The organism is Chromobacterium rhizoryzae (assembly GCF_020544465.1).
GTDB lineage: Bacteria > Pseudomonadota > Gammaproteobacteria > Burkholderiales > Chromobacteriaceae > Chromobacterium.
Genome location: NZ_CP066126.1, coordinates 2,544,500 through 2,564,392, shown reverse-complemented (window position 1 = coordinate 2,564,392; position 19,893 = coordinate 2,544,500). Strand labels below are relative to the sequence as shown.

Below are 19,893 nucleotides of genomic sequence, written 5' to 3'. Positions count from 1 at the left end.
TCAGCGGCGCAGCAGCCAGATAAAGAAGGCACCGCCGACGGCGGCAGTGCCGACGCCCACCGGGATGTCTTCCGGCGCGATCAGGGTGCGCGCGGCGGCGTCCACCCAGATCAGGAACAGCGCGCCCAATAGCGCGCAGGCCGGCAGCAGGCGGCGGTGGTCGGCGCCGACGCAGCGGCGGGCGATATGCGGGATCATCAGGCCGACAAAGCCTATCGCGCCGCTGACCGCGACCATGGTGCCGGTCAGCAGCGAGGAGGCGGCGAACACCGCCAGCCGCAGCCGAGTCACGCGTATGCCCAGGGTGACCGCGGTCTGCTCGCCGGCCATCAGGGCGTTCAGCGGCCGCGCCACGGTCAGCAAGGCGGCGAGCCCCAGGCACAGCGCGGCCAGCGGCGCCGGCAGCAGCTCCCAGCGCGCCTGGCCCAGGCCGCCCAGCATCCAGAACAGCACGGCCGAGGCCGAGCGGTGGTCGCCCAGATAGAGCATCAGATTGGCCAGGGCCATCAGCAGGAAGGACACGGCCACGCCGGCCAGCAGCAGACGCTCGGCCTGCAAGCGGCGCTGGCGCACGGCGATGCCGGTGACCAGCAGGGTGGCCAGCAAGGCGCCGGTGAAGGCGGCCAGCGGCAGGGTGGCGCCGCCCAGCACATTGCCGCTGAACAGCAGCACCGTCACCGCGCCCAGCGTGGCGCCGGAGCTGACGCCCAACAGGTGGGGATCGGCCAGCTGGTTGCGGGTGGTGGCCTGCAAGGCCGCGCCCACCAAGGCCAGGCCGGCGCCGACCATGCCGCCCAGCAGCACGCGAGGCAGCCGCAGCTGCCAGATGATCAGATCCTGGCCCGGCTGCCAGGCCGGTTCCACCGGCAGGCCCAGCTGGTGTAGCAGCACATTGGAACTGACGGCGAATTCAACCGGCGCGGCGCCCAGGCCGGAGGCCAGCGGCAGCGACAGCGCCAGCAGGGCCAGCAAGAGGCTCAGCAAGGGCCAGGCCGGCGGACGGTTGGCGATGGCGCGGATCACTTGGCGAAGACTTCCGGGTGCAGGCCGCGCGCCAGCGCGCTGATGGCGTCGGCGTTGGCGATGCCGGGCGTGGCGCTGTCGTAGGGCAGCACGATGAAGCGCTTGTCGCGCACCGCCGCCATCTTGTTCAGCGCCGGGTGTTTCTGCAGGAAGGCGATCTTCTGCTGGGCGGTGACCTTGCCGTAGTCGATGATCACGACCACTTGCGGATTGCGCGCCACCACGGTTTCCCAGTCGACGCGGGTCCAGCTGGCGTTGACGTCGTTCAGGATGTTGCGGCCGCCGGCGGCCTGGATCAGCGCGTCGGGCATCGCCAGCCGGCCGGCGCTGAAGGGGCGATCCTCGCCGCTGTCGTAGACGAAGACCGACGGCGTGGCCTTGCGTTTGGCGACGCGGGCGGCGACGGCGTCCACCTTGGCCCTCATCTCGGCCACCACTTTTTGCGCGCGCGGCTCCACGTCGAAGATGCGGCCCAGATTATGGATGTCGCGATAAACGTCGTCCAGGCTCGCCGCCGGGCGTTTCATCACATGGGCGCAGGATTCGCTGAGCTCGTAGACATTGATGCCCAAGGGCGCCAGCGAGGCCGGCGTCACCGGGCCGCCCACGCGCAGGCCGTAGTTCCAGCCGGCGAAGAAAAAGTCGGCGTTGCGGGCCAGCAGCGCTTCCGACGAGGGGTAGTCGCCGGCCAGTTCCGGCAGCTTGCCCAGCGCCTGTTTCAACGGCGCGTTCAGCTTGTTCCAGGCGCTGATGCCGGTATAGCCGACCATGCGGTTTTGCAGGCCCAGCGCCACCATCATCTCGGTCAGATTGATGTCGTGGCTGACCGCGCGCTGCGGCGCGCGCTGAAAGACGACCTTGCGGTTGCAGCTGTCCACGGTCAGCGGGTAGGCGCTGGCTTGGGCCTGGGAGGCCAGCAGCGCGGCCAGGCCGCAGGCGATGAGCGAAGGCGGATTCAGTTTCATAGGTTTTCTTCTTCCAACAGAGTGATGCGGGGGTGGCCGGCCTGCGGGTGGCGGTCCACCAGCGCGCGCACGCCGAACACCTCGGCCAGGAGCCGGGGCGTCAAGACGGTTTCCGGCGCGCCGCTGGCGACGATGCGGCCGGCCTTCAGCGCGTACAGGCGGTGACAGAAGGCGGCCGCCAGGTTCAGGTCGTGCAGGGTGGCGACGGCGGCGATGCCCAGCCGGCGCACCAGGCGCAACAGCGATAGCTGGTGACGCAGGTCCAGGTGGTTGGTGGGTTCGTCCAGGATCAGCAGCTCGGGCTGCTGCGCCAGCGCCCGCGCCAACAGCGCGCGCTGCTTTTCGCCGCCGGACAGGGTGGCGAAAGGCTGGTGCTGCTGCGCCGTCAGTCCCACCTGGGCCAGCGCCTCGTCGACGATGGCGTGATCAGCCGGCGATCCGCCGCGCAGCAGCGACTGGTGCGGGATGCGGCCCATGTCCGCCACCTCGCGCACGGTCAGGCCGAAGTCCTCGGGGAATTCCTGCAGCACCACCGCCACGCGGCGGGCGAAGGCGGCGGCGGACTGGGACCAGATGTCGGCGCCGTCCAGCCTGGCCTCGCCGGCCAGCGGCTTGTTGAAACGGAAGGCGCAGCGCAAGGTGCTGGTCTTGCCGCTGCCGTTGGGACCGATGACGCCGACGAATTCGCCGGGCCGCACCGTCAGCGCGATGTCGCGCAGCAGCCGGGTCTCGGGCGCCACGGCGGGGTCCGGCGACCAGTCCAGGCCGCATAGTTCCAAGGCGCTCATCGGCTAGCTCCAGTGCGCGCCGGTGATGTCGCGCAGCAGCGCCAGCACCTGCGGGCGGCTGGGGTGGTAGCCGATGAAGACCAGCTGCGCCTGGCGCGGCGCGGCCAGCGTCTCGTCGCGGCTGAGTTCGATGCGGCTGCGCACGCCCTGGGCCAGCAAGCGGCCGGGGCCTTCCGCGCAAGCGGCGAAGCCCTTGATTCTGAGCAGCGGCTCCTCGCCGGCGATGGCCTCCAGCGCCGCGGCCAGCTTGTCGGCGTTTTGCGCTTCCTTGCTGCGGATCATGAATGATTGCCAGCCCGGGTCTTGCTCGTGGAAATGCTTGTGGGTGGACAGTCCATGGCTGTGCGCGGCCTGGCCGCCGTGGCTGTGACCGTCCAGCAAGGCCTGGTTGGCCAGCGGCCGCATCGCCAGCCCCGGCATGCTGGCCACCGGGCCGTAATGGCGGTGCGCGGCCGGCGCGGCTTCGTGCAGGTGCAGGCCCAGCGTCAGCCGGGTGTCCAGCTTGGCCTGGTAGGCCAGTTCGATGAAGCGTATCGACGGCGCTTGCCGGCGCACGGCGTCTTCCGCCGCCAGCAGCGCGTCGGCGGACAGCGCGTCTATCTTGTTCAGCACTACGATGTCGGCGTGCCCCAGTTGTTGCTCGAACAAACCCGCCACCGCGTCGGCCTTGCCGCCGTCGCCGGCCGGCGCGAAATGCCCGGCCAGCAGCAAGGGGGTGTCAACCACCGCCAGCGTGGCGTCCAGCACGAAATAGGGCGCCAGCGCCTCGCTTTGCAACTGGGCCATTACCGCGCTGGGCAGCGCCAGGCCCGAGGTTTCGATCAGCACGTGGTCGATCTGCTGGCGGCGCTGCCACAGCGCCAGCATGGTGGGCAGGAAGTCGGCGTCGTCGTCGTAAGCCACCAGGCCCTGGGCGAGATCGTGGATTTCCACGCCGCCGGCGTCGCCGCCGCGCAGCAGGCCGCCGTCTATCGACACCTCGCCGAATTCATTGACCAGGATGGCCAGCCGGCGCTGCTTATTGTTTTCCAGCAATTTGCTCAACAGCGTGGTCTTGCCGGCGCCGAGGAAGCCGGTCAACACGGTAACGGGCAGGCGCGGCGCGCTCATGCGGGCTCTCCTGCGGGCAAGGCCGCCAGCACGCCGGCGAAGTCGTCGAAGGCCTGCGGATAATCCAAGCGGGGCCGGTCGATCACGATGAAGGGGATGCCCAGCGCGGCCGCGGCGGCGGCCTTGGCGTCAAAGCCGCCGGCCGCGCCGCCGTCCTTGCTGATCACGCAATCTATGCCCCAGTCGCGCCACAGCGCCTCGTTGGCCGCCTGCGAGAACGGGCCTTGCATCGCGCAGACGCGCGAGCGCGGGATGCCCAGCTCCAGCGCCCGTTGCAGGTGTTGCGGGTCCGGCGCCAGCCGGACGAACCATTCATGCTTGCGGTCGGCGTCGGCGGCGACGAAGCGGTGCAGCTCCTTGCTGCCGGTGGCGAGGAACAGGCGTTTTCCTTTAGCCATCGCCAGCCTGGCGGCCGCATCGCTGTCGGCGCAGCGAATGAGCGGATGCGCGCTGGCGCTGGCCGGCCGCTCATAGCGCAGATAGGGCAGGGCCAGTTCCTTGGCCAGCGCCATCAGTTGCTGCGACATCTCGCTGGCGTAGGGGTGGGTAGCGTCGACGATGGCGCTGGCCCGGCTGCCGGACAGCAGTTCGCGGCGGCGCTCCACGCCCAGCCGGCCGCTGACGGTGGCGACGCCGGGCGCCGCCTGCTGCGCCTGCTCATTGCCGTAATCGCTGGCGCTGCTGATCACCACCGCGCGGCCGGTTTCCGCGATGGCGCGGGACAGCGCGTTGCCGTCGCTGGTGCCGGAGAACACCCAGGCCGCGGCGGCGGGCAGCGCGTCGGCCTTCACCGTGTCCTGAGTGTCGTCCCAGTTGAAGTAGCCGCGCGGGGTGAACATCCAGTTCCGTTTGCGGCGGGTGAAGCGGTTGCCGATGACGATGCTGGTCAGCATGTCGAAGCGGCGGGTGCGCAGCTCGGCCAGGGTAACGATTTCCACCGCCTGGTCCTCGCGGTAAGCATTGCGGACGATGCCGCACAGCGTTTCCGGCTTCTTGTGCTGCAGCATGATGTCCAGGATGCGGTAGACGCCTTCCTGGCGCTGGCGGCTTTGCACGTTGTAGAACACTACCGCCAGATCCGCCTGGGCGATGTGGCGGGCGCGGGTTTCAATCCATTCCCACGGGCACAGCAGGTCGGACAGGCTGAGCGTGGCGAAGTCGTGCGACAGCGGCGCGCCGAGCAGGGAGGCGCAGGAGTTGGCCGAGGTGATGCCGGGGATCAGCTGCACGTCGAAGCCATCGTCCTCGCGCATGTCCTCGTAAGCCAGCGTGGCCATCGCGTAGACGCCGATGTCGCCGCTGGACAGCAGAGCGACCGTTTTGCCGGCGCGGGCTTCCGCCAGCGCCAGCTGGGCGCGCTCGCGCTCCTGGGTCAGCGGCAGGGTGCGGATGTCCTTGCCGGTTATCCACGGTTGCACCCAGGTCAGGTAGAGATCGTAGGACACGATCACCTCGCTCGCCGCCAGCGCCTGGCGGGCGAGATCGGGGATCAGTTCGGCGCGGCCGGGGCCGACCGAGACGAGGTAGAGTTTGCCGGTCATTCTGTCATCCATTGTTGCGTAGGGCGGAAGTCCAAGGTGTTCTGCCGAAAGTCATTTTTGTCATGGGCTCGTGCCCGCGTAGCAGGCACATCCTGTTTTTTGAACTCAAACAATCGGCCCATCCTCCACCACCGCCACCGTCACCCCGTCGCGCGCGGTCTTGGGCACGATCAGCCCGCCCCTGGGGCTGGCGATCAGCGCGCAGGGCTCGCACACGCCGTCCACGCCGACGTTCCGCCGCACCCAATCCGAAGGCGCGCCGGTCCAGCCGCGGGCGGCGACGTCGGCGCGGGCGATGACGCGCAAGGGCAGCGCGTGGCGGGCGCAGAACGCCAGCAGGCCGGCTTCGTCGGCCTTCAGGTCTATCGTCGCCACTTCGCGCACGGCGGACATCGGCCGGCCGGCCAAGGCCTGTAGAACCGCTTGTTCGATGGCCTCCGCGCTTTTGCCGCGGCGGCAGCCGATTCCCAGCGTCAGCGGTTTCATCGCTTCGGTGGCGGTGGTGATGGCCGGGATGGCGCCGGTCAGCCGCGCCGCTTCATAAGCCAGCGCATTGGCGCCGCCTTCATGGCCGGACAAGAGCGGGATGGAGAAACGGGCGGCTTCGTCCATCACCACCACCGCCGGGTCGCTGTATTTGCTTTGCGGCAGGCCGTCCAGGTAGCGGACGGCGATGCCGCTGGCCATCACCAGCACCCAGTGGCTGTGCGCATGGAAGGCGGCGCGGAATTGCTCGCGCGCGCCGGTCTCGGCTTGCAGCCACGGCTGGTACAGCCTGGCGTCCAGCGCCGCCGCCAGCTTTTGCCCCAGCGGCAGCGCCTCGGCGCGCACCAGCCACACGGCGCGGCTCATGCCTGCGTTTCTTTCTGAAGGCTGGCCCGCTTGGTCTTGCGCGCGTCGCCGTCGCGGAAGATGTGGGTGAAGCCGGCCGCGTACAGGCTGGATTCAACGCCGCCTTCGCGCGACAGCGCTGCGCCGACCAAGAGCAGCGTGGTCAGTAGCCAGTCTTTCTGCTTCACCTCGGACAGCATCTGGCCCAGCGTGGAGCGGTGGACGGACTGGTCCGGCCAGCTGGCGCGGCGCACCAGCGCCACCGGGGTATCCGGCGGGTAATGCAGCGACAGATCGGCGACGGTCTGCTTCAGCCGCTGGCCGGACAGGAAGATGCACATCGTCGCGCGGTGGGCGGCGAAGCTGGCGATCGACTCGGTTTCCGGCACCGCGCTGGCGCGGCCGCTGGTGCGGGTCAGAATGATGGACTGGGACACCTCGGGCCGGGTCAGTTCGCTGCCCAATGCGGCGGCGGCGGCGGTGAAGGAGGACACCCCGGGTACCACTTCATAGGCGATGCCCAGCGCTTCCAGCCGGCGCATCTGCTCGTTGGTGGCGCCGTAGATCGCCGGATCGCCGGAGTGCAGCCGCGCCACGTCCTTGTCCTCGGCCTGGGCGCGGCGGTACAGCGCTTCCTGCTGGTCCAGGTTCAGTTCGGCGGTGTCGTGGATTTCCGCGTCCGGGCGGCAGTGGCTCAGCATCTCCGCCGGCACCAGCGAGCCGGCGTACAGCACCATGGGCGCCGCGCCCAACAGGCGGCTGCCGCGCAGCGTGATCAGGTCGGCGGCGCCGGGGCCGGCGCCGATGAAATACACTTTCATGAATGGCGTCTTTCTCTGGCTGTCTTGCGGATCAGCATGGTGGCGAGGTAGCCGCTGGCGTCTGCGCTCAGTTGCGAGACGTCGGCGCACAGCACTTCGCCGGGCAGGCCGATGCGGCGGGCGAAGGCGCACAGATGGGCGATGCCCATCTCGTTCAGCAGCGCCAGCACATCCGGCAACCGCTTGCCTATCTTCATCAGCACGATGAGGTCATGGCTGTCGATATCGGCCCGCAGCGCGGCCATGTTGTCCGGGCAGGGCAGGATCAGGATGCGTTCCTTGCCTTCGCCCAAGGGCCAGGACAGCGCCGACGCGGTGGCGGCGAAGCTGGTGACGCCGGGGAAGGTCTGGGTTTCCAGCGCCGGCAGCATTTCGCGCAGCGCCGCCAGCAGGTAGCCGTAGGTGGAGTAGGTCATCGAGTCGCCTATGGTCAGGTAGGCGACGTTCCGGCCGGTTTTCAGTTCGGCGGCCAGCCGCTCGGCCAGCGCGCCGTAATGGCGGGACAGCGCGCCGCGGTCCGGATTCATTTCGAATTCGATCTCGCGGAAACGGTCCTCATCCAGATCCAGCCCGGCCAGGCATTGCCGGGCGACCGATGTGTCGCTGGAGGTGGCGCGCGGCAGGTAGACGATGTCGGCCTCGCGCAAGGCGGCCAGCGCCGCCACCGGAATCAAGCCGGCCGGTCCGGGGCCGACGCCTATGCCTATCAATCGTCCCAGCTTCATGCCGCTGCTCCCAGCGGGGTGCCGTCCATGCTGAACAGGCGCACCGCCACCTGCCGCGCGCTGGGCACTTTCGCGGCCATCAGCGCCGCGGTGCGGCGTTCTATTTCCATCCAGTAGCCGCGCGCGTCCGGCTGGCTGCTCATGATCTGCACTACGTTCTCCACGGTATTCGCTTGTTTGATGGCGGCCACCAGCTCGGGCGCATAAGCCAGCTCGGCGGCGACGGCGGCGACGGCGTCCATCGCCATGCCGCTCTTGCCGGAGTGGGTGTTCCACACCCCGTCCAGCAGCTTGGCGATCTTGCCCGGGTGGCCCAGCACCCACAGCGTGTCTAGGATGCGGCCCTGTTCGAGCAGCACCGATTCGGCGAAGTCCAGCGAGTCGCCGACGAAGTTGGCGATCTGCACCACCTGCTTTTTCTCCAGCCCCAGCGTGTCGGCGGCGTAGCCGCGGCCTATCTTGCCGGGGGTGAAGGCGATGGCGGCCGGCAACTCGCCCAGCGCCACCCGCACATAGACTTCGATGGAGGCGATCCACGCCGCCTGCGACATCGGCTCGACGATGCCGCTGGTGCCCAGTATCGAGATGCCGCCGACGATGCCCAGCATCGGGTTGAAGGTGCGCTTGGCGATCTTGTCGCCGTCGACGCAGCCTATCGCCAGATCGAAGCCCGGATCGGGCCGGCCGGCCAGCGTCTCGGCCAGCGCCAGCCGCATCATCTGCCGCGGCACCGGGTTGATCGCCGGCTCGCCGGGCGGGATGCGCAGGCCGGGCTGGGTGACCATGCCGACGCCGGCCGCGGCCAGGAAGCGCAGCGCGCCGCTGCCGTTTACTTTTACCTCGGCGAAGATCGTCGCGCCGTCGGTGTTGTCCGGGTCGTCGCCGGCGTACTTCAGCACTTCGGCGCGCACGGTGTTTTCGTCCAGCCAGGCCACGCGCTGTATCGGCACCGCCAAATAGAAATCCGGGTCCGGCAGGCTGATGAAGACCTCATCGGCGTCCACGCCGTCCAGCAGCAGCATCAGCGCTGCCTTGACGGCGGCGGTGGCGCAGCTGCCGGTGGTGCGGCCGCGGCGCATGCCGTTGGGGGCGAGGGCGGCGAGGTCGTAGGGCTGGCGCACCGGGCTCAGGCTTCCTGCTGCTGATACACGTGTTCGATCGCGTCTATCATCAGCGCGTTGACCACGGTGGCCGCCCACGGCGAGCCGCCGCGGGTGCCGCGGTTGGTGATGCGCGGCACTTGCAGCAGCGCGCGCAGCTCGTCCTTGCATTCGCGGGTGCCGACGAAGCCCACCGGCAGGCCCACCACCAGCTGCGGCCGCCAGCCGTGATCGCGCACCAGGCGCACCACCTCGCGGATGGCGGTGGGCGCGTCGCCTATCGCCACCACGCAGTCGTTGCCGAACTTCTGCCAGGCGCGGCGGATGCCGGCGGCGGAGCGGGTGATGCCGTTGGCTTCGGCCAAAAGCCGGGTTTCCTCGTCGTGCACGCCGCACCAGGTTTCCACTTCCAGCTGGCGCAGCACCTCGCGCTTGAGGCCGGTTTCCACCATGGTGACGTCGGTGACCACGCGGCGGCAGCGCAGCAGCGCGCGCATGCCGGTTTCACAGGCGCCAGGCGAGAAAAACAGCTCGTCCACGCTGTTGAAGTCGCCGGTGGTGTGCACCAGCCGCATCAGCGCGGTGCGCTGCTCGGCCGGGAAGGCCGACCAGTCGCGGCCCTCATTGATGATGCGCATGCTTTCCGCTTCTATCGGGTGCGGGGTGTAGCGTTTCCAGGCCGGCGGCTGGCTGGAGCTGGGCTCGCGCTCCAGCAGGCCGCGCACCTTGCCGTGGTGGCCGCGCTGCGGCTCGCCCACTTGTTGTTCGAAGCCGACGATCTGCACCCGGTACTTGCACAGCGCGCAGTTCATCGCCGCGCGGCCTTCCACGCCCTCCTGCGCGCGTTCCAGAAACACCTCGGCCACTTGCTCGTCCGGGCCCAGGTAGCCGGCGCTCAGCACCTCGATCTCCGGATGGCGCGCCGCCAGGTCCGCCGCCGCGCCGTAGATGCGCTTGACCAGCACGCCGTCGAACAGAAAGTAGGGCAGCATCACGATGCGGCGGTAGCCCAGCATGGCGGCGGCGCGCAGGCCGTCGGCCACCAAGGGTTTGGCGGTGCCGGAATAGCAGACGAAAGACGCGGCGAAGCCCAGGCCTTCTTCCAGCATGCGCGTGAGCTTGGAGATTTCGGAGTTGGCGTCCGGGTCCGAAGTGCCGCGGCCGACGACGACCAGACAGGCGTCGTTGCGCGACACGGTGTGCGGCGACGCCGCCTCGGCCTCGACGATGCGTTGACGACACAGCGCCAACAGCCGCGGATGCAGGTCCAGCGCCGCGCCGAAGTGAAAGGCTATGCCCGGATGCGCCTGCCGCAGCGCCAGCAGCTCGCTGGGCATGTCGTTCTTGGCGTGGGTGGCGGCCAAGAGCACGCCGGGCACCATCACCACGGTCTTGGCGCCGGCGGCCAGCACCTGGTCCACCGCCTCGTCTATGGTGGGGCGGGCGAACTCCAGAAAGCCGTGAGCCACCGGGCGCTCGCCGGCGCGCGCCTTCAACGCGGCCACCAATTGCATGAATTCGTTCACCCCGTCCGGGTCGCGGCTGCCGTGGCCGGCCAATACGATGGCGTAGTCTTGCTGGCTCATTTGTGGGTCGGCTCGATCTGGCTGTCCATGGGCGCGAGCGTGCGGATCAGCATGATGCTCATGTCGGAGAAGCGCTGCTCCGCGCACTCGGCCAGCGTGCCGCGCCATTCCGCCTCGTTGCGGGTCAGGTTTTCCCACACTTCCACCTGCTGGCCGGCCGGGATGCCGTTTTCCAGCAGATAGGCGGCGATGTGCCAGGGCATGAAGGAACGCGCCTCGTCCCAGGGGCAGGGGATCACGATGGCGTTGCGGCCGTCCTGCAGCACATGCACCAGGTGGCGCTTGAACGGCGTCAGGTCGCCGCGGCGGTGGAAGGTGATGAAGCTGGTTTCGTCGAAGCACACCTTGCCGCGCGAGGCCAGGATCTGCGCCGACGAGATGCCGGGTATCGTTTCCACCGGGTGGCCGCAGGCGCGCTCCACCCGCTCCAGATACTGAAAGCCGCTGAAGTGGATGTCGCCCATGAACGCCACCACGCAGTTTTTGCCGGCGCGGTGGCGCTCGGCGACGATGTCCAGCTGGGCCACCTGGTCGCGGTAGCCCATCTGGATCACTTCGGCCGTGTCCGGGATCAGCGGGCGCACCACGTCCACCACCGCGTTGAAGCCGGCCACCACGTCGGCCTCGCGTATCAGTTGGGCGGAGCGTTGCGGCAGGTAGCCGATGTCGCCGGGGCCGGCGCCTATGCAGATGATCATGCGTATTCCTTCCTTGTTTCATTGGCGGCGGACGGGCTACAGGACGCCAGCGCCACCGTCGGTCCGATGACGATCAGCGCCGGGCTGTGGATGCCGGCCGCGCTCATGTCTTGTTCCAGCGCGTCCAGGGTGCTCAGCACCTGGCGCTGCTGCGGCAGGGTGCCGTTTTCTATCGCCGCCGCCGGAGTGTCGGGTTTCAGGCCGTGGCGCAGCAGTTCGGCGCGGATCAAGGGCAGCCGCTTGACGCCCATATAGATCACCAGCGTCATGCCGCTTTGCGCCAGCGCCCGCCAGTTGGGCTCGTCGCCGTCCTGATGCGGGTGGCCGGAGACAAAAGTGACGCCGTGGACGAAATGGCGGTGGGTCAGCGGAATGCCCAGCGTGGCCGGCACCGCCAGGCCGGCGCTGAGGCCGTTGACGATTTCCACCTCGATGCCGGCCGCTTGCAGCGTCAGCATTTCCTCGCCGCCGCGGCCGAAGACGAAGGGGTCGCCGCCCTTGAGGCGCGCCACCGTCTTGCCGGCTCGGGCCTCGTCCATCATTCTTTGCTCGATGACGGCCTGCGGCGTAGACGGCCGGCCGCCGCGCTTGCCCACCGGCACGATTTCAGCGTCCGGCCGCAGCATGGTGTGAATATCCGGATGCACCAGATCGTCCACCAGTGCCACATCGGCCAGCCGCAGGCAGCGCGCGGCCTTCAGCGTCAGCATGTCCAGGTCGCCGGGACCGGCGCCTATCAGATAAACCTTGCCCGTCATCTCAGCGGCCCAGTCTTTGTCGAATCGTCAATGTCAGTTGCTCGCCGGTCAGGGTGTCGCAAGCCAGGTATTCGGCGCCCAGCGCCTCGGCCAGTTCGCGGGCGCGGCCCAGGCGGACGAAGTCCTGCTCGGTGTCCAGCACCAGCGTCGGCGTGCCGGCCAGCTGGCCGGCCAGGTCCAACGCTTGCCGCCAGGGGTCGCCGTCTCCGTCCAGCGCCACATTGGCGCGGCCGTCGCTCAGGATGACCAGCAGCGGCGCCGGGCCGCCCAGCTGGCGGGACAGCGTGTCGGCGGCCAGCGCCAGCGCGTGCGCCAGCGGGGTGCGGCCGCCGGTGGGCAGCTCGCGCAGCGCCCGTTCGGCCTGCTCCACGCGGTTGCACGGCGGCAGCAGCAGTTCCGCCTGCTGGCCGCGGAAGGCGATCAGCGCCACCTGATCGCGGCGGCGGTAAGCGTCTTCCAGCAGGCTCAGCACCGTGCCCTTGACCTGCTCCATGCGCTGGCGGGCGGCCATCGATCCCGACGCGTCGACGACCAGCAGGATCAGATTGCCCTGTTTGGCGACGCGGACCTTGTCGTGCAGGTCGGCGCGGGTGACCGCGAAGTTGTTGGGGTCGCGCAGCAGCGCGTGGCGCAGGGTGGCGTCCACCGCCAGCTGGGCCGGCTGCGGATTGGCTTCGGCGCGGACGTAATGGCCGCGCTGACGGCTGGCGCCGTCGCTGCGGCGGCCGGCGGCGTCGCCGGAGGAGGGAGCCTGGACGCGGATGCGGGCGATGTCGCCGGCCGGCGCAGCGGCGAAGATTTGCTCGGCGCCATGGCCGGACGTGTCCGCTTGCTGTTCGCCGTCGCCATCCGGCGGCGGCTGGTCGGCGCCGTTCCGCTCCTGCGGCGGCGGCGGATTCGACGCTTGCCGCGTCATCTGTTCCAGCTTGTCCTGATCCAGCCCGCTCTGTTCGAACGGCTTGCTGCGGCGGCGATGCGGCAGCACCAGCCGGGCGGCGTCGCGGACATCCTCGGCGGAGGCGTCGACGCGGCCGTCCAGCGCCGCCAGCGCGCGGGCGGCCTTGTTCAGCACGATGTCGGCGCGCAAGCTGCTGACTTCGAATTCGCAGCACAGCTCGCTGACGAAGTGAAATAGTTGATCGCTGAGCCGGGTTTGCGGCAGCAAGGCGCGGCCGGCGGCGATCTTGGCGCGCAGCGCCTCGCTGTCGGCCTGCCACTGCGCGGCGAAGCCGGCCGGATCGGCCTCGAAGGCCAGGCGGCGGCGCACTACCTCGGCGCGCTGAAGAGGCTCGCGCGGCGCGGCCACGTCCACCATCAGGCCGAAGCGGTCCAGCAGCTGCGGCCGCAAATCGCCTTCTTCCTGGTTCATGGTGCCAAGCAGCGTCACCCGCGCCGGGTGGCTGACCGCCAGGCCCTCGCGCTCCACGGTGTTGACGCCCATCGCGGCGGCGTCCAGCAGCACGTCCACCAGATGGTCGGCCAACAGATTCACTTCGTCGATGTAGAGCATGCCGCGGTGGGCTGCGGCCAGCAGGCCGGGCTTGAAGGCCTGCTGGCCGCCTTGCAGCGCCTTTTCGAAGTCCAGGCTGCCCAGCACCCGGTCCTCGGTGGCGCCCAGCGGCAGGTTGATGAAGGGCACCGGGCCGTCATGCAGCGCGCGCGCGTCGCCGGAACACACCGGGCACAGCGGCAGCGGGTGGTCCGGCTCGCAGTTGTAGCCGCAGCCGGCGGCGCGGCGGATGGGCGGCAGCACGGCGGCCAGGCCGCGCGCGGCGGTGCTCTTGGCGCTGCCCTTGTCGCCGCGCACCAGCACACCGCCGACGGTGGGGTCCACCGCGCAGATCAGCAGCGCCTGCTTCAGTTGTTGCTGGCCGACGACGGCGGCGAAGGGGTAAATCGGGCTCATGCTGAAACCCTTATTTGCCACGGAAGCACACGGAAAGACACGGAATTGGGCGCAGCGGGGCGATGTGGATGCTTCTGCGCCCATGCTCCGGGAAACGATGGGATTTTTCCGGTTTTCATTTCCCTGCCTTCCAAGTGTTGCCCTGGCTCATTGAGTTTTGGGGTTTCATGCTTTGCTCTCTCCGCGCGCTTCCAGCAGCGCCTCGCTATCCAGGTGCAGCTGGCGCAGGGCGGCCAGCGTCTCCGGGTCCGGCTCCGCCCACAACTGGCGCTGCGCGGCTTCCAGCAGACGGTCGGTGATGGCGTTCAGCGCCCAGGGGTTGCTGTCGGCGAAGAACTGCTGCATCGCCGGGTCCAGCGCGTAGCTTTGCGCCAGTTGCTCATACACCCAGTCGTCCACCACCTGGGCGGTGGCGTCGTAGCCGAACAGATAATCGACGGTGGCGGTCAGCTCCAGCGCGCCCTTGTAGCCGTGCTTCTGGATGCCGGCTATCCACTTGGGGTTGGCCACCCGCGAACGGAACACGCGCAGCACTTCCTCCTTCAGCCCGCGCACCGCCGGCGCTGCCGGATTGTGGCTGTCGCCGAAGAAGGCGCGCGGCTGGCGGCCGCTGAGGCTGCGTATCGTCGCGATCATGCCGCCGTGGTATTGCAGGTAGTCGTCGCTGTCGAAGATATCGTGTTCGCGGTTGTCCTGGTTGTGCAGCGCCACTTCCACACCGGCCAGCCGGTGGCGCAGCGCGTCGCGGGCGTCGGCGCCGTTGGCCTCGCGGCCGTAGGCGTAGCCGCCCCAGTTGACGTAGGCGGTGGCGAAGTCGGCGTCGTTCTGCCAGTTCTGCTCGTTGATCAGCGGCAGGATGCCGGCGCCGTAGCTGCCCGGTTTGGCGCCGAACACGCGGTACAGCGCTTGCGCGTCGGCGTCGGGCAGGGCGCCCAGCAGTTCGTTCTTCAGGTCGGCCAGGTAGTGCTTGCGCAGGAAGTTCTGCTCCAGCGGCTCGTCCAGCCGCGCCACGGTGTGCACCGCCTCGTCGATCAGCGCAATCAGATGCGGGAAGGCGTCGCGGAAGAAGCCGCTGATGCGCACGGTGACGTCGATGCGCGGCCGGCCCAGTTCGGCCAGGGGAATGACTTCCAGGCCCTGCACCCGGCGGCTTTCCTGCTGCCAGCGCGGCTTGACGCCGAGCAGGGACAGGATTTCGGCGATGTCGTCGCCATGGGTGCGCATCGCGCTGGTGCCCCACACGCTGATGGCCACCGATTCCGGATACTGGCCGGTTTCCTTCAGATGGCGGGCCAGCATCTCGCGCGCCAGGCCGTCGCCTATGCGCCAGGCGGCGTTGGAGGGCAGGCTGCGCGGGTCCACCGAGTAGAAATTGCGGCCGGTGGGCAGAATGTGGGCCATGCCGCGCGTGGGCGCGCCGCTGGGGCCGGCCGGCACATAGCCGCCCTCCAGGCCGCGCAAGAGATTGTCTATCTCTTCGGCGGTGCGGGCCAGCTTCAGGCACAGCTCAGCGCAGACGAAGGTCAGCACGCGTTCCAGATCGGCGTTCGGTTCGATGCCGGGCAGCATGGCGGCGACGGCGACCGGCACGGCGGCGCTGTCGTAGCCGCGCGCGGCCAGCTCGGCGATCAAGCCGCGCGCCAGCTTCAGCGCCGCGTCGTGTGCGTCGGCGCGGGTGACCAGGGGCAGGCCGGCCAGCGCCTGCAAGGCCGCGGGGGTGTCGCTCAGCCGTTTGCCCTGATCCTGCTGCCACAGCGTCCAGTCGCCGCCGCAGGCCGCCGCCACGCTGGCGGGCAGGCCGGGGATGCCCAGATTGGGCAAGCGGGTCAGTGCCAGCAGCATGTCGACCAAGGCCTCGCCCTGCGGTGCGTTGCCCAGCACGTGCAGGCCGTCGCGGATCTGCGCCGCGCCCAGTTCGCACAGATAGCCGTCGATGTCTTCGATCAGGTGGGCGACGTCGACGCCGTCCATCTTGGCCAGGCTCAAGGGCACGCCGTCTTCGTTCAGCGTGTCGTCCCAGTCGTGGTCATGATCGTGGTGGTCGTGGCTGTGGCCGTGATGGTCATGGTGATGGTGATCATGGTGGCCGCGGTGATGGTCGTGGTCGCCATGATGGTGATGGTGGTGGCCATGATCGTGGCCGTGCGCGGCCTTGGCTGGGCGATACTTCGCCGCCGCGGCCGTCGCCGGTTTCATCGCGGCAGCCGGTTTGGCCGCCTGCGGCCGGTATTTGCCGTGGACGGCGGCGGGCGCGTGATGATGTCCGCCATGCGGGTGCGGGTGATCATGATCGTGGCGAGGCTCGTGCTCGTGCTCATGTTCGTGCTCATGCTCGTGATCATGTTTCAGCATCGCCGCCAGGTCGGTGTCGAGCTTGGCCTCCTTGATCAGGTCCCAGATTTGTTGCTGCAACAGCGGCAGCTTGTTCGGGTCCAGCAGCTCCACCTGGTAGTACTCGTCCACCAACTGGGTCAGCTGCGCCAGCGGGCCGTAGCTGTCGGCGGTGGTCATCGTCGGCGTCAGGTGGTCGATGATCACCGCGTGGCCGCGGCGTTTGGCCTGCGAGCCTTCACCCGGATCGTTGACGATGAAGGGGTAAAACAGCGGCATGTCGCCCAAGAGCGCATCCGGGAAGCAGTTCTGCGACAGGCCCACCCCCTTGCCCGGCAGCCATTCCAGCGTGCCGTGCTTGCCGACGTGGACGATGGCGTCGGCGCGCCAGTCGTCGCGCAGCCAGCGGTACAGCGCGTAGTAGTGGTGGGTGGGCGGCAGGTCCGGCGTGTGGTAGATGGCGTCCGGGTCCATGCCGTAGCCGCGCGGCGGCTGCAGCGCGACGAAGACATGACCGTAATCCAGGCCGGAAAACACCAGTTCGTCGCCGTCGACGTAGGCGCCGCCCGGCGGCTGGCCCCAGCGCTGCAGCATCTTGTCGCGCAGGCTGTCCGGCAGCTCGTCGAACCAGGCCTGGTAGCGCTGGGCCGGCACGCGGGCGGCGGCGTTTTTCATCTGCTCGGCGCTCAGGTAGTCCTGATCGTAGGCGCCGCGGTCTATCAGCTCGTGCATCAGCGCGTCGCTGTCCGGCGGCAGCGGGTCCATCTGGTAGCCGCGGCCCTGCATGCCGCGCAGCATAGCGTATAGAGACGCGGGCGAATCCAGCCCCACCGCATTGCCTATCTGCGAGGCTTTGCTATTGGAGTTGGTGAAGATGAAGGCGATGCGTTTGTCGGCGTTTTCCACATGGCGCAGCCGCGTCAGGCGGGCGGCGATGCCGGCCAGGCGGCGGGCGCGGTCCGGCAGCGGCGCGTATTGTTCGGCCTGGCCGGGCTGGTCCATCATGGCCGGCTGCTTGAAGCTCAGCGGCACGCCGATGATGCGGCCGTCGAATTCCGGCAGCGCCACGTTCATCGCGGTGTCCAGCGGGTTGAAGCCGCGGTCCGAGGCTTCCCATTGCTCGCGCGTCATGCTGCTGGTGATGGCCTGCAGCACCGGCAGGTTCAACCGGTCCGAAGCCTCCACCGCCCAGCCGGGCTGGGTGGGGCCGTCGTTGTTGATGTCGCCCATCGCGAACGAGGTGGTGTTGATCAGCAAGGACACCTTGGCGCGCGGATCGGCCAGCAGCGCCAGCGCCGCCGGCAGGCCGCCGTCTTGAATCGTGCGCAAGGACGAGGTGAACACCGGCAGCGCGTTGACGCCGCGCTCGGCCAGGCAATCGACCAATAGATCAATGAAGCGGGTGTTGCCGGACAGCCAGTGGGCGCGGTAGAAGCACAGGCCCACGGTGGGCCAGTCCGGGTTGCGGATTTCCAGCCAGTCGGCGAGCGAGCAGGGCGCGCTCAGCTCCGGGTGGTAAACGCCGTGCTCGGGCAGCGGCAGCGGCGGCTGGTAGCCGAAGCCGGTCAGCAGCAGCCTGTCCGCCAGGCAGCGCATCAGCTCGCCCAGATTGGCGCTGCCGCCGGCCTGCAGATAGGCGTGGACGTCCTGCTGCAGCGATACCGGCGCGCTGCATAGCGCTTGCAGCTCCGGGTCCGGCTCGCCGGTGCCGCTGAGCACGATGACCGCGGCCTGCAGCCGGCGCGCGTGGGCCAGCAATCGCTCCAGGCCGGGTATCGCGTCGGCGCGGCCCAGCACGCGCAGCACGATGGCGCGGACCTGGGCCAGTTGGCCGTCCAGCAGCGTTTGCATCGCGGCCTCGTCGGCAATGCCTTGCAGCGAGATGCCGGCGACAAGGGGAAAATCTTCCGGCCAGCGCGCGCGCGACAGCGCGGCGAGATCGGTGCCGGCGTGGCTCAACAGGGCGAGTGCGGCGCTCATGCCTGCGCCTCCGTTTCGATGTCGCCGACGCCGGTTTTATGGAACACCAATTCCTCGACCGGAACGCCGCCCTTCAGATGCTGGCAGACGATGCGTTCGATATCGCTTTCATTCACCTTGCGGTACCAGACCCCGTCCGGATACACCACCATCACCGGGCCTTCCTTGCACACGGCGAAGCAGTGGCTGCGGGTGCGCTTGGCGCGCAGGCCTTCGCAAGCGTCTATGCTGCGGCCCAGGTGCAGGAACATCGCTTCCGAACCCTGGCCGTCCGGCGTGCAGCGCGGGCCGGTGCACATCAGCACGTGTTTGTCGTGGGTTCTCATCGCGCCTCCGGCGTCAGTTGGTCAAAACGCTTCCATTTATAAATGGCGGCGGAGACAAGCCACGTCAGCAGGAACACGCCGATGACGAAGTAGCCGAAATGAGCCAGATCGTCGTTGAGCGCTGAGATCAGGTCCCAGAAGCCGCCGGTGAGCTGCAGCTTGTCCGCCAGCAGGCCCAGGCCCTCCAGCCCGCCAATGCCGACGGCGACGAGAACGGAAACGAAGGTGATGGTCAGGTTGTACCAGAGCTTGCGCACCGGATTGACGAAGGCCCAGCCGTAGACTTCCACCATCATCATGCTGTCCAGCGTGTCCACCAGCGCCATGCCGGCGGCGAACAGCGCCGGGAACACCATGATGTGCCACAGCGCCACGCCGTTGGCGCTTTGCGAGGTGGCGATGGCGAACAGGCCGATTTCAGTGGCGGTGTCGAAACCCAGGCCGAACAAAAAGCCGATGGGCAACATATGCCAGCTCTTGGTCACCATGCGAAACAAGGGCTTGAGCAGGCGCGCGATCAGGCCGCGGTTGTTCAGCAGCAGATTCAGCTGCTCGTCGCAAATGGCCTCGCCGGCGCGGGCGCGGCGGAAAGCGCCCCATACCGCGCGCAAGGAGGACAGATTGATCAGCGCCAGCGTCAGCAGAAAGAAGGCCGACACGCTGGTGCCGATGACGCCGCCTATCTCCTTGAAGCCGGCGACGCGGCTTTGCAGCGCGCTGGCGGCGAACACGATCAGGGCGACGGCGATGACCACCACCGCGGAATGGCCGGCGGAGAAGAACAGGCCCACCGCCGACGGTCGGCGGCCTTCCTGCATCAGCTTGCGCACGGTGTTGTCGATGGCGGCGATGTGATCGGCGTCCACCGCGTGGCGCAGGCCGAACAGATAGGCGAGCAGGGCGGTGGCGAGTTGGGCCGGATGATCGGCGAAGGCGGCGAAAGCCCAGGCCCAGGCCAATAGATTGGCCAGGATCAGCCCGGCGAGTATCGGCGCGTGCTGCGCCAGACGGCGGCCGGCGGACGGCGCGGTGGATGAATGCATGGTGCCCTCGGAGACGATTTCCGTCGCGCAAACGAGGGCACAGGTCGCCGAGTGTTCATGAGCGGCGCATGTGCGTATCCCCCGGTACACCCCGCCCGGTTTCTGCTTGCGTCGACACGTATGACGGCCGGTCTCCTGGCTCGCGCGTCGCCGTCCGGCGCCGCCTTCCCGGCCCGTTTAGGGACCAGTGGCGTTAGGCGTGGACTCTGCGCTTACAGTTGCGGGGGCAGCCGCGGTCTTGCACCGCGTTCCCGTTTCACCCTCTGAGGACCTGTTTACGAGCTGCCGCGCGTCTTGGCTGGCGAGCTCGCACACAGGTTTTTGGGGCACCGTCATGATGGGGTCGGATGATACGTGACAA

15 protein-coding genes, 1 pseudogene and 1 riboswitch are annotated in these 19,893 nt (G+C 68.7%); all 16 genes and pseudogenes read right to left on the bottom strand.

Translation table 11 applies throughout. The annotated features are described in order from the left end of the window. The 16 genes and pseudogenes from JC616_RS11615 to JC616_RS11540 all read right to left on the bottom strand — a co-directional run bounded on the left by JC616_RS11615 (position 1) and on the right by JC616_RS11540 (position 19,532). Positions 1-1,023, bottom strand: coding sequence for a FecCD family ABC transporter permease (locus tag JC616_RS11615; RefSeq protein ID WP_227108425.1), 1,023 nt, complete (start codon positions 1,021-1,023; stop codon positions 1-3). Continuing rightward, positions 1,020-1,988, bottom strand: coding sequence for an ABC transporter substrate-binding protein (locus JC616_RS11610; protein WP_227108423.1), 969 nt, complete (start codon positions 1,986-1,988; stop codon positions 1,020-1,022). Before JC616_RS11610 ends, JC616_RS11615 begins: the two co-directional genes overlap by 4 nt. A 254-nt stretch (positions 1,989-2,242) precedes the next feature. Further along, positions 2,243-2,776: pseudogene (locus JC616_RS11605) on the bottom strand (ABC transporter ATP-binding protein); the annotation flags it as partial. Positions 2,777-2,779: 3 nt separating this feature from the next. Continuing rightward, positions 2,780-3,886: a CobW family GTP-binding protein gene (locus JC616_RS11600; protein WP_227108419.1), complete on the bottom strand. Its 1,107-nt coding sequence runs from the start codon at positions 3,884-3,886 to the stop codon at positions 2,780-2,782. Further along, entirely contained in the window at positions 3,883-5,427 is a 1,545-nt protein-coding gene (gene cobJ, locus JC616_RS11595) for a precorrin-3B C(17)-methyltransferase (RefSeq protein ID WP_227108417.1), read from the bottom strand. Before cobJ ends, JC616_RS11600 begins: the two co-directional genes overlap by 4 nt. A gap of 105 nt (positions 5,428-5,532) precedes the next feature. Further along, complete coding sequence (locus tag JC616_RS11590; protein ID WP_227108415.1) at positions 5,533-6,279, bottom strand: cobalamin biosynthesis protein; 747 nt, start codon at positions 6,277-6,279, stop codon at positions 5,533-5,535. Next, positions 6,276-7,079 carry a precorrin-4 C(11)-methyltransferase gene (gene cobM / locus JC616_RS11585; RefSeq protein WP_227108413.1) on the bottom strand — a complete coding sequence of 268 codons (804 nt, stop codon included), beginning with the start codon at positions 7,077-7,079 and terminating at the stop codon, positions 6,276-6,278. Before cobM ends, JC616_RS11590 begins: the two co-directional genes overlap by 4 nt. After that, positions 7,076-7,804 (bottom strand): precorrin-2 C(20)-methyltransferase, encoded by a 729-nt coding sequence (gene cobI / locus JC616_RS11580; protein WP_227108411.1) that lies wholly within the window; start codon positions 7,802-7,804, stop codon positions 7,076-7,078. Before cobI ends, cobM begins: the two co-directional genes overlap by 4 nt. Continuing rightward, complete coding sequence (gene cbiD, locus JC616_RS11575; protein WP_227108409.1) at positions 7,801-8,925, bottom strand: cobalt-precorrin-5B (C(1))-methyltransferase CbiD; 1,125 nt, start codon at positions 8,923-8,925, stop codon at positions 7,801-7,803. Before cbiD ends, cobI begins: the two co-directional genes overlap by 4 nt. A 5-nt stretch (positions 8,926-8,930) precedes the next feature. Then, positions 8,931-10,490, bottom strand: a complete 1,560-nt coding sequence (locus tag JC616_RS11570; protein WP_227108407.1) for a precorrin-8X methylmutase — start codon at positions 10,488-10,490, stop codon at positions 8,931-8,933. Then, complete coding sequence (locus JC616_RS11565; RefSeq protein WP_227108405.1) at positions 10,487-11,188, bottom strand: cobalt-precorrin-7 (C(5))-methyltransferase; 702 nt, start codon at positions 11,186-11,188, stop codon at positions 10,487-10,489. The genes JC616_RS11570 and JC616_RS11565 overlap by 4 nt, the downstream gene beginning before the upstream one ends. After that, complete coding sequence (gene cobA / locus JC616_RS11560) at positions 11,185-11,946, bottom strand: uroporphyrinogen-III C-methyltransferase (protein WP_227108403.1); 762 nt, start codon at positions 11,944-11,946, stop codon at positions 11,185-11,187. The genes JC616_RS11565 and cobA overlap by 4 nt, the downstream gene beginning before the upstream one ends. A 1-nt stretch (position 11,947) precedes the next feature. Further along, positions 11,948-13,852, bottom strand: coding sequence for a putative cobaltochelatase (locus JC616_RS11555; protein WP_227108401.1), 1,905 nt, complete (start codon positions 13,850-13,852; stop codon positions 11,948-11,950). Between the two features lie 165 nt (positions 13,853-14,017). Continuing rightward, positions 14,018-18,163, bottom strand: a complete 4,146-nt coding sequence (locus JC616_RS11550; protein WP_227108399.1) for a cobaltochelatase subunit CobN — start codon at positions 18,161-18,163, stop codon at positions 14,018-14,020. Beyond that, complete coding sequence (locus JC616_RS11545; protein ID WP_107800024.1) at positions 18,160-18,489, bottom strand: (2Fe-2S) ferredoxin domain-containing protein; 330 nt, start codon at positions 18,487-18,489, stop codon at positions 18,160-18,162. Before JC616_RS11545 ends, JC616_RS11550 begins: the two co-directional genes overlap by 4 nt. Beyond that, positions 18,486-19,532, bottom strand: a complete 1,047-nt coding sequence (locus JC616_RS11540; protein WP_227108397.1) for a HoxN/HupN/NixA family nickel/cobalt transporter — start codon at positions 19,530-19,532, stop codon at positions 18,486-18,488. Before JC616_RS11540 ends, JC616_RS11545 begins: the two co-directional genes overlap by 4 nt. Before the next feature lie 108 nt (positions 19,533-19,640). Beyond that, a riboswitch (cobalamin riboswitch) is annotated at positions 19,641-19,822 on the bottom strand. Between the last annotated feature and the right edge of the window lie 71 nt (positions 19,823-19,893).

Coding starts and splice junctions, on each gene's coding strand:
- JC616_RS11610 (WP_227108423.1), bottom strand. CDS start 1,988: ATGAAACTGAATCCGCCTTCGCTCATCGCCTGCGGCCTGGCCGCGCTG.
- JC616_RS11600 (WP_227108419.1), bottom strand. CDS start 3,886: ATGAGCGCGCCGCGCCTGCCCGTTACCGTGTTGACCGGCTTCCTCGGC.
- cobJ (WP_227108417.1), bottom strand. CDS start 5,427: ATGACCGGCAAACTCTACCTCGTCTCGGTCGGCCCCGGCCGCGCCGAA.
- JC616_RS11590 (WP_227108415.1), bottom strand. CDS start 6,279: ATGAGCCGCGCCGTGTGGCTGGTGCGCGCCGAGGCGCTGCCGCTGGGG.
- cobM (WP_227108413.1), bottom strand. CDS start 7,079: ATGAAAGTGTATTTCATCGGCGCCGGCCCCGGCGCCGCCGACCTGATC.
- cobI (WP_227108411.1), bottom strand. CDS start 7,804: ATGAAGCTGGGACGATTGATAGGCATAGGCGTCGGCCCCGGACCGGCC.
- JC616_RS11570 (WP_227108407.1), bottom strand. CDS start 10,490: ATGAGCCAGCAAGACTACGCCATCGTATTGGCCGGCCACGGCAGCCGC.
- JC616_RS11565 (WP_227108405.1), bottom strand. CDS start 11,188: ATGATCATCTGCATAGGCGCCGGCCCCGGCGACATCGGCTACCTGCCG.
- cobA (WP_227108403.1), bottom strand. CDS start 11,946: ATGACGGGCAAGGTTTATCTGATAGGCGCCGGTCCCGGCGACCTGGAC.
- JC616_RS11555 (WP_227108401.1), bottom strand. CDS start 13,852: ATGAGCCCGATTTACCCCTTCGCCGCCGTCGTCGGCCAGCAACAACTG.
- JC616_RS11550 (WP_227108399.1), bottom strand. CDS start 18,163: ATGAGCGCCGCACTCGCCCTGTTGAGCCACGCCGGCACCGATCTCGCC.
- JC616_RS11545 (WP_107800024.1), bottom strand. CDS start 18,489: ATGAGAACCCACGACAAACACGTGCTGATGTGCACCGGCCCGCGCTGC.
- JC616_RS11540 (WP_227108397.1), bottom strand. CDS start 19,532: ATGCATTCATCCACCGCGCCGTCCGCCGGCCGCCGTCTGGCGCAGCAC.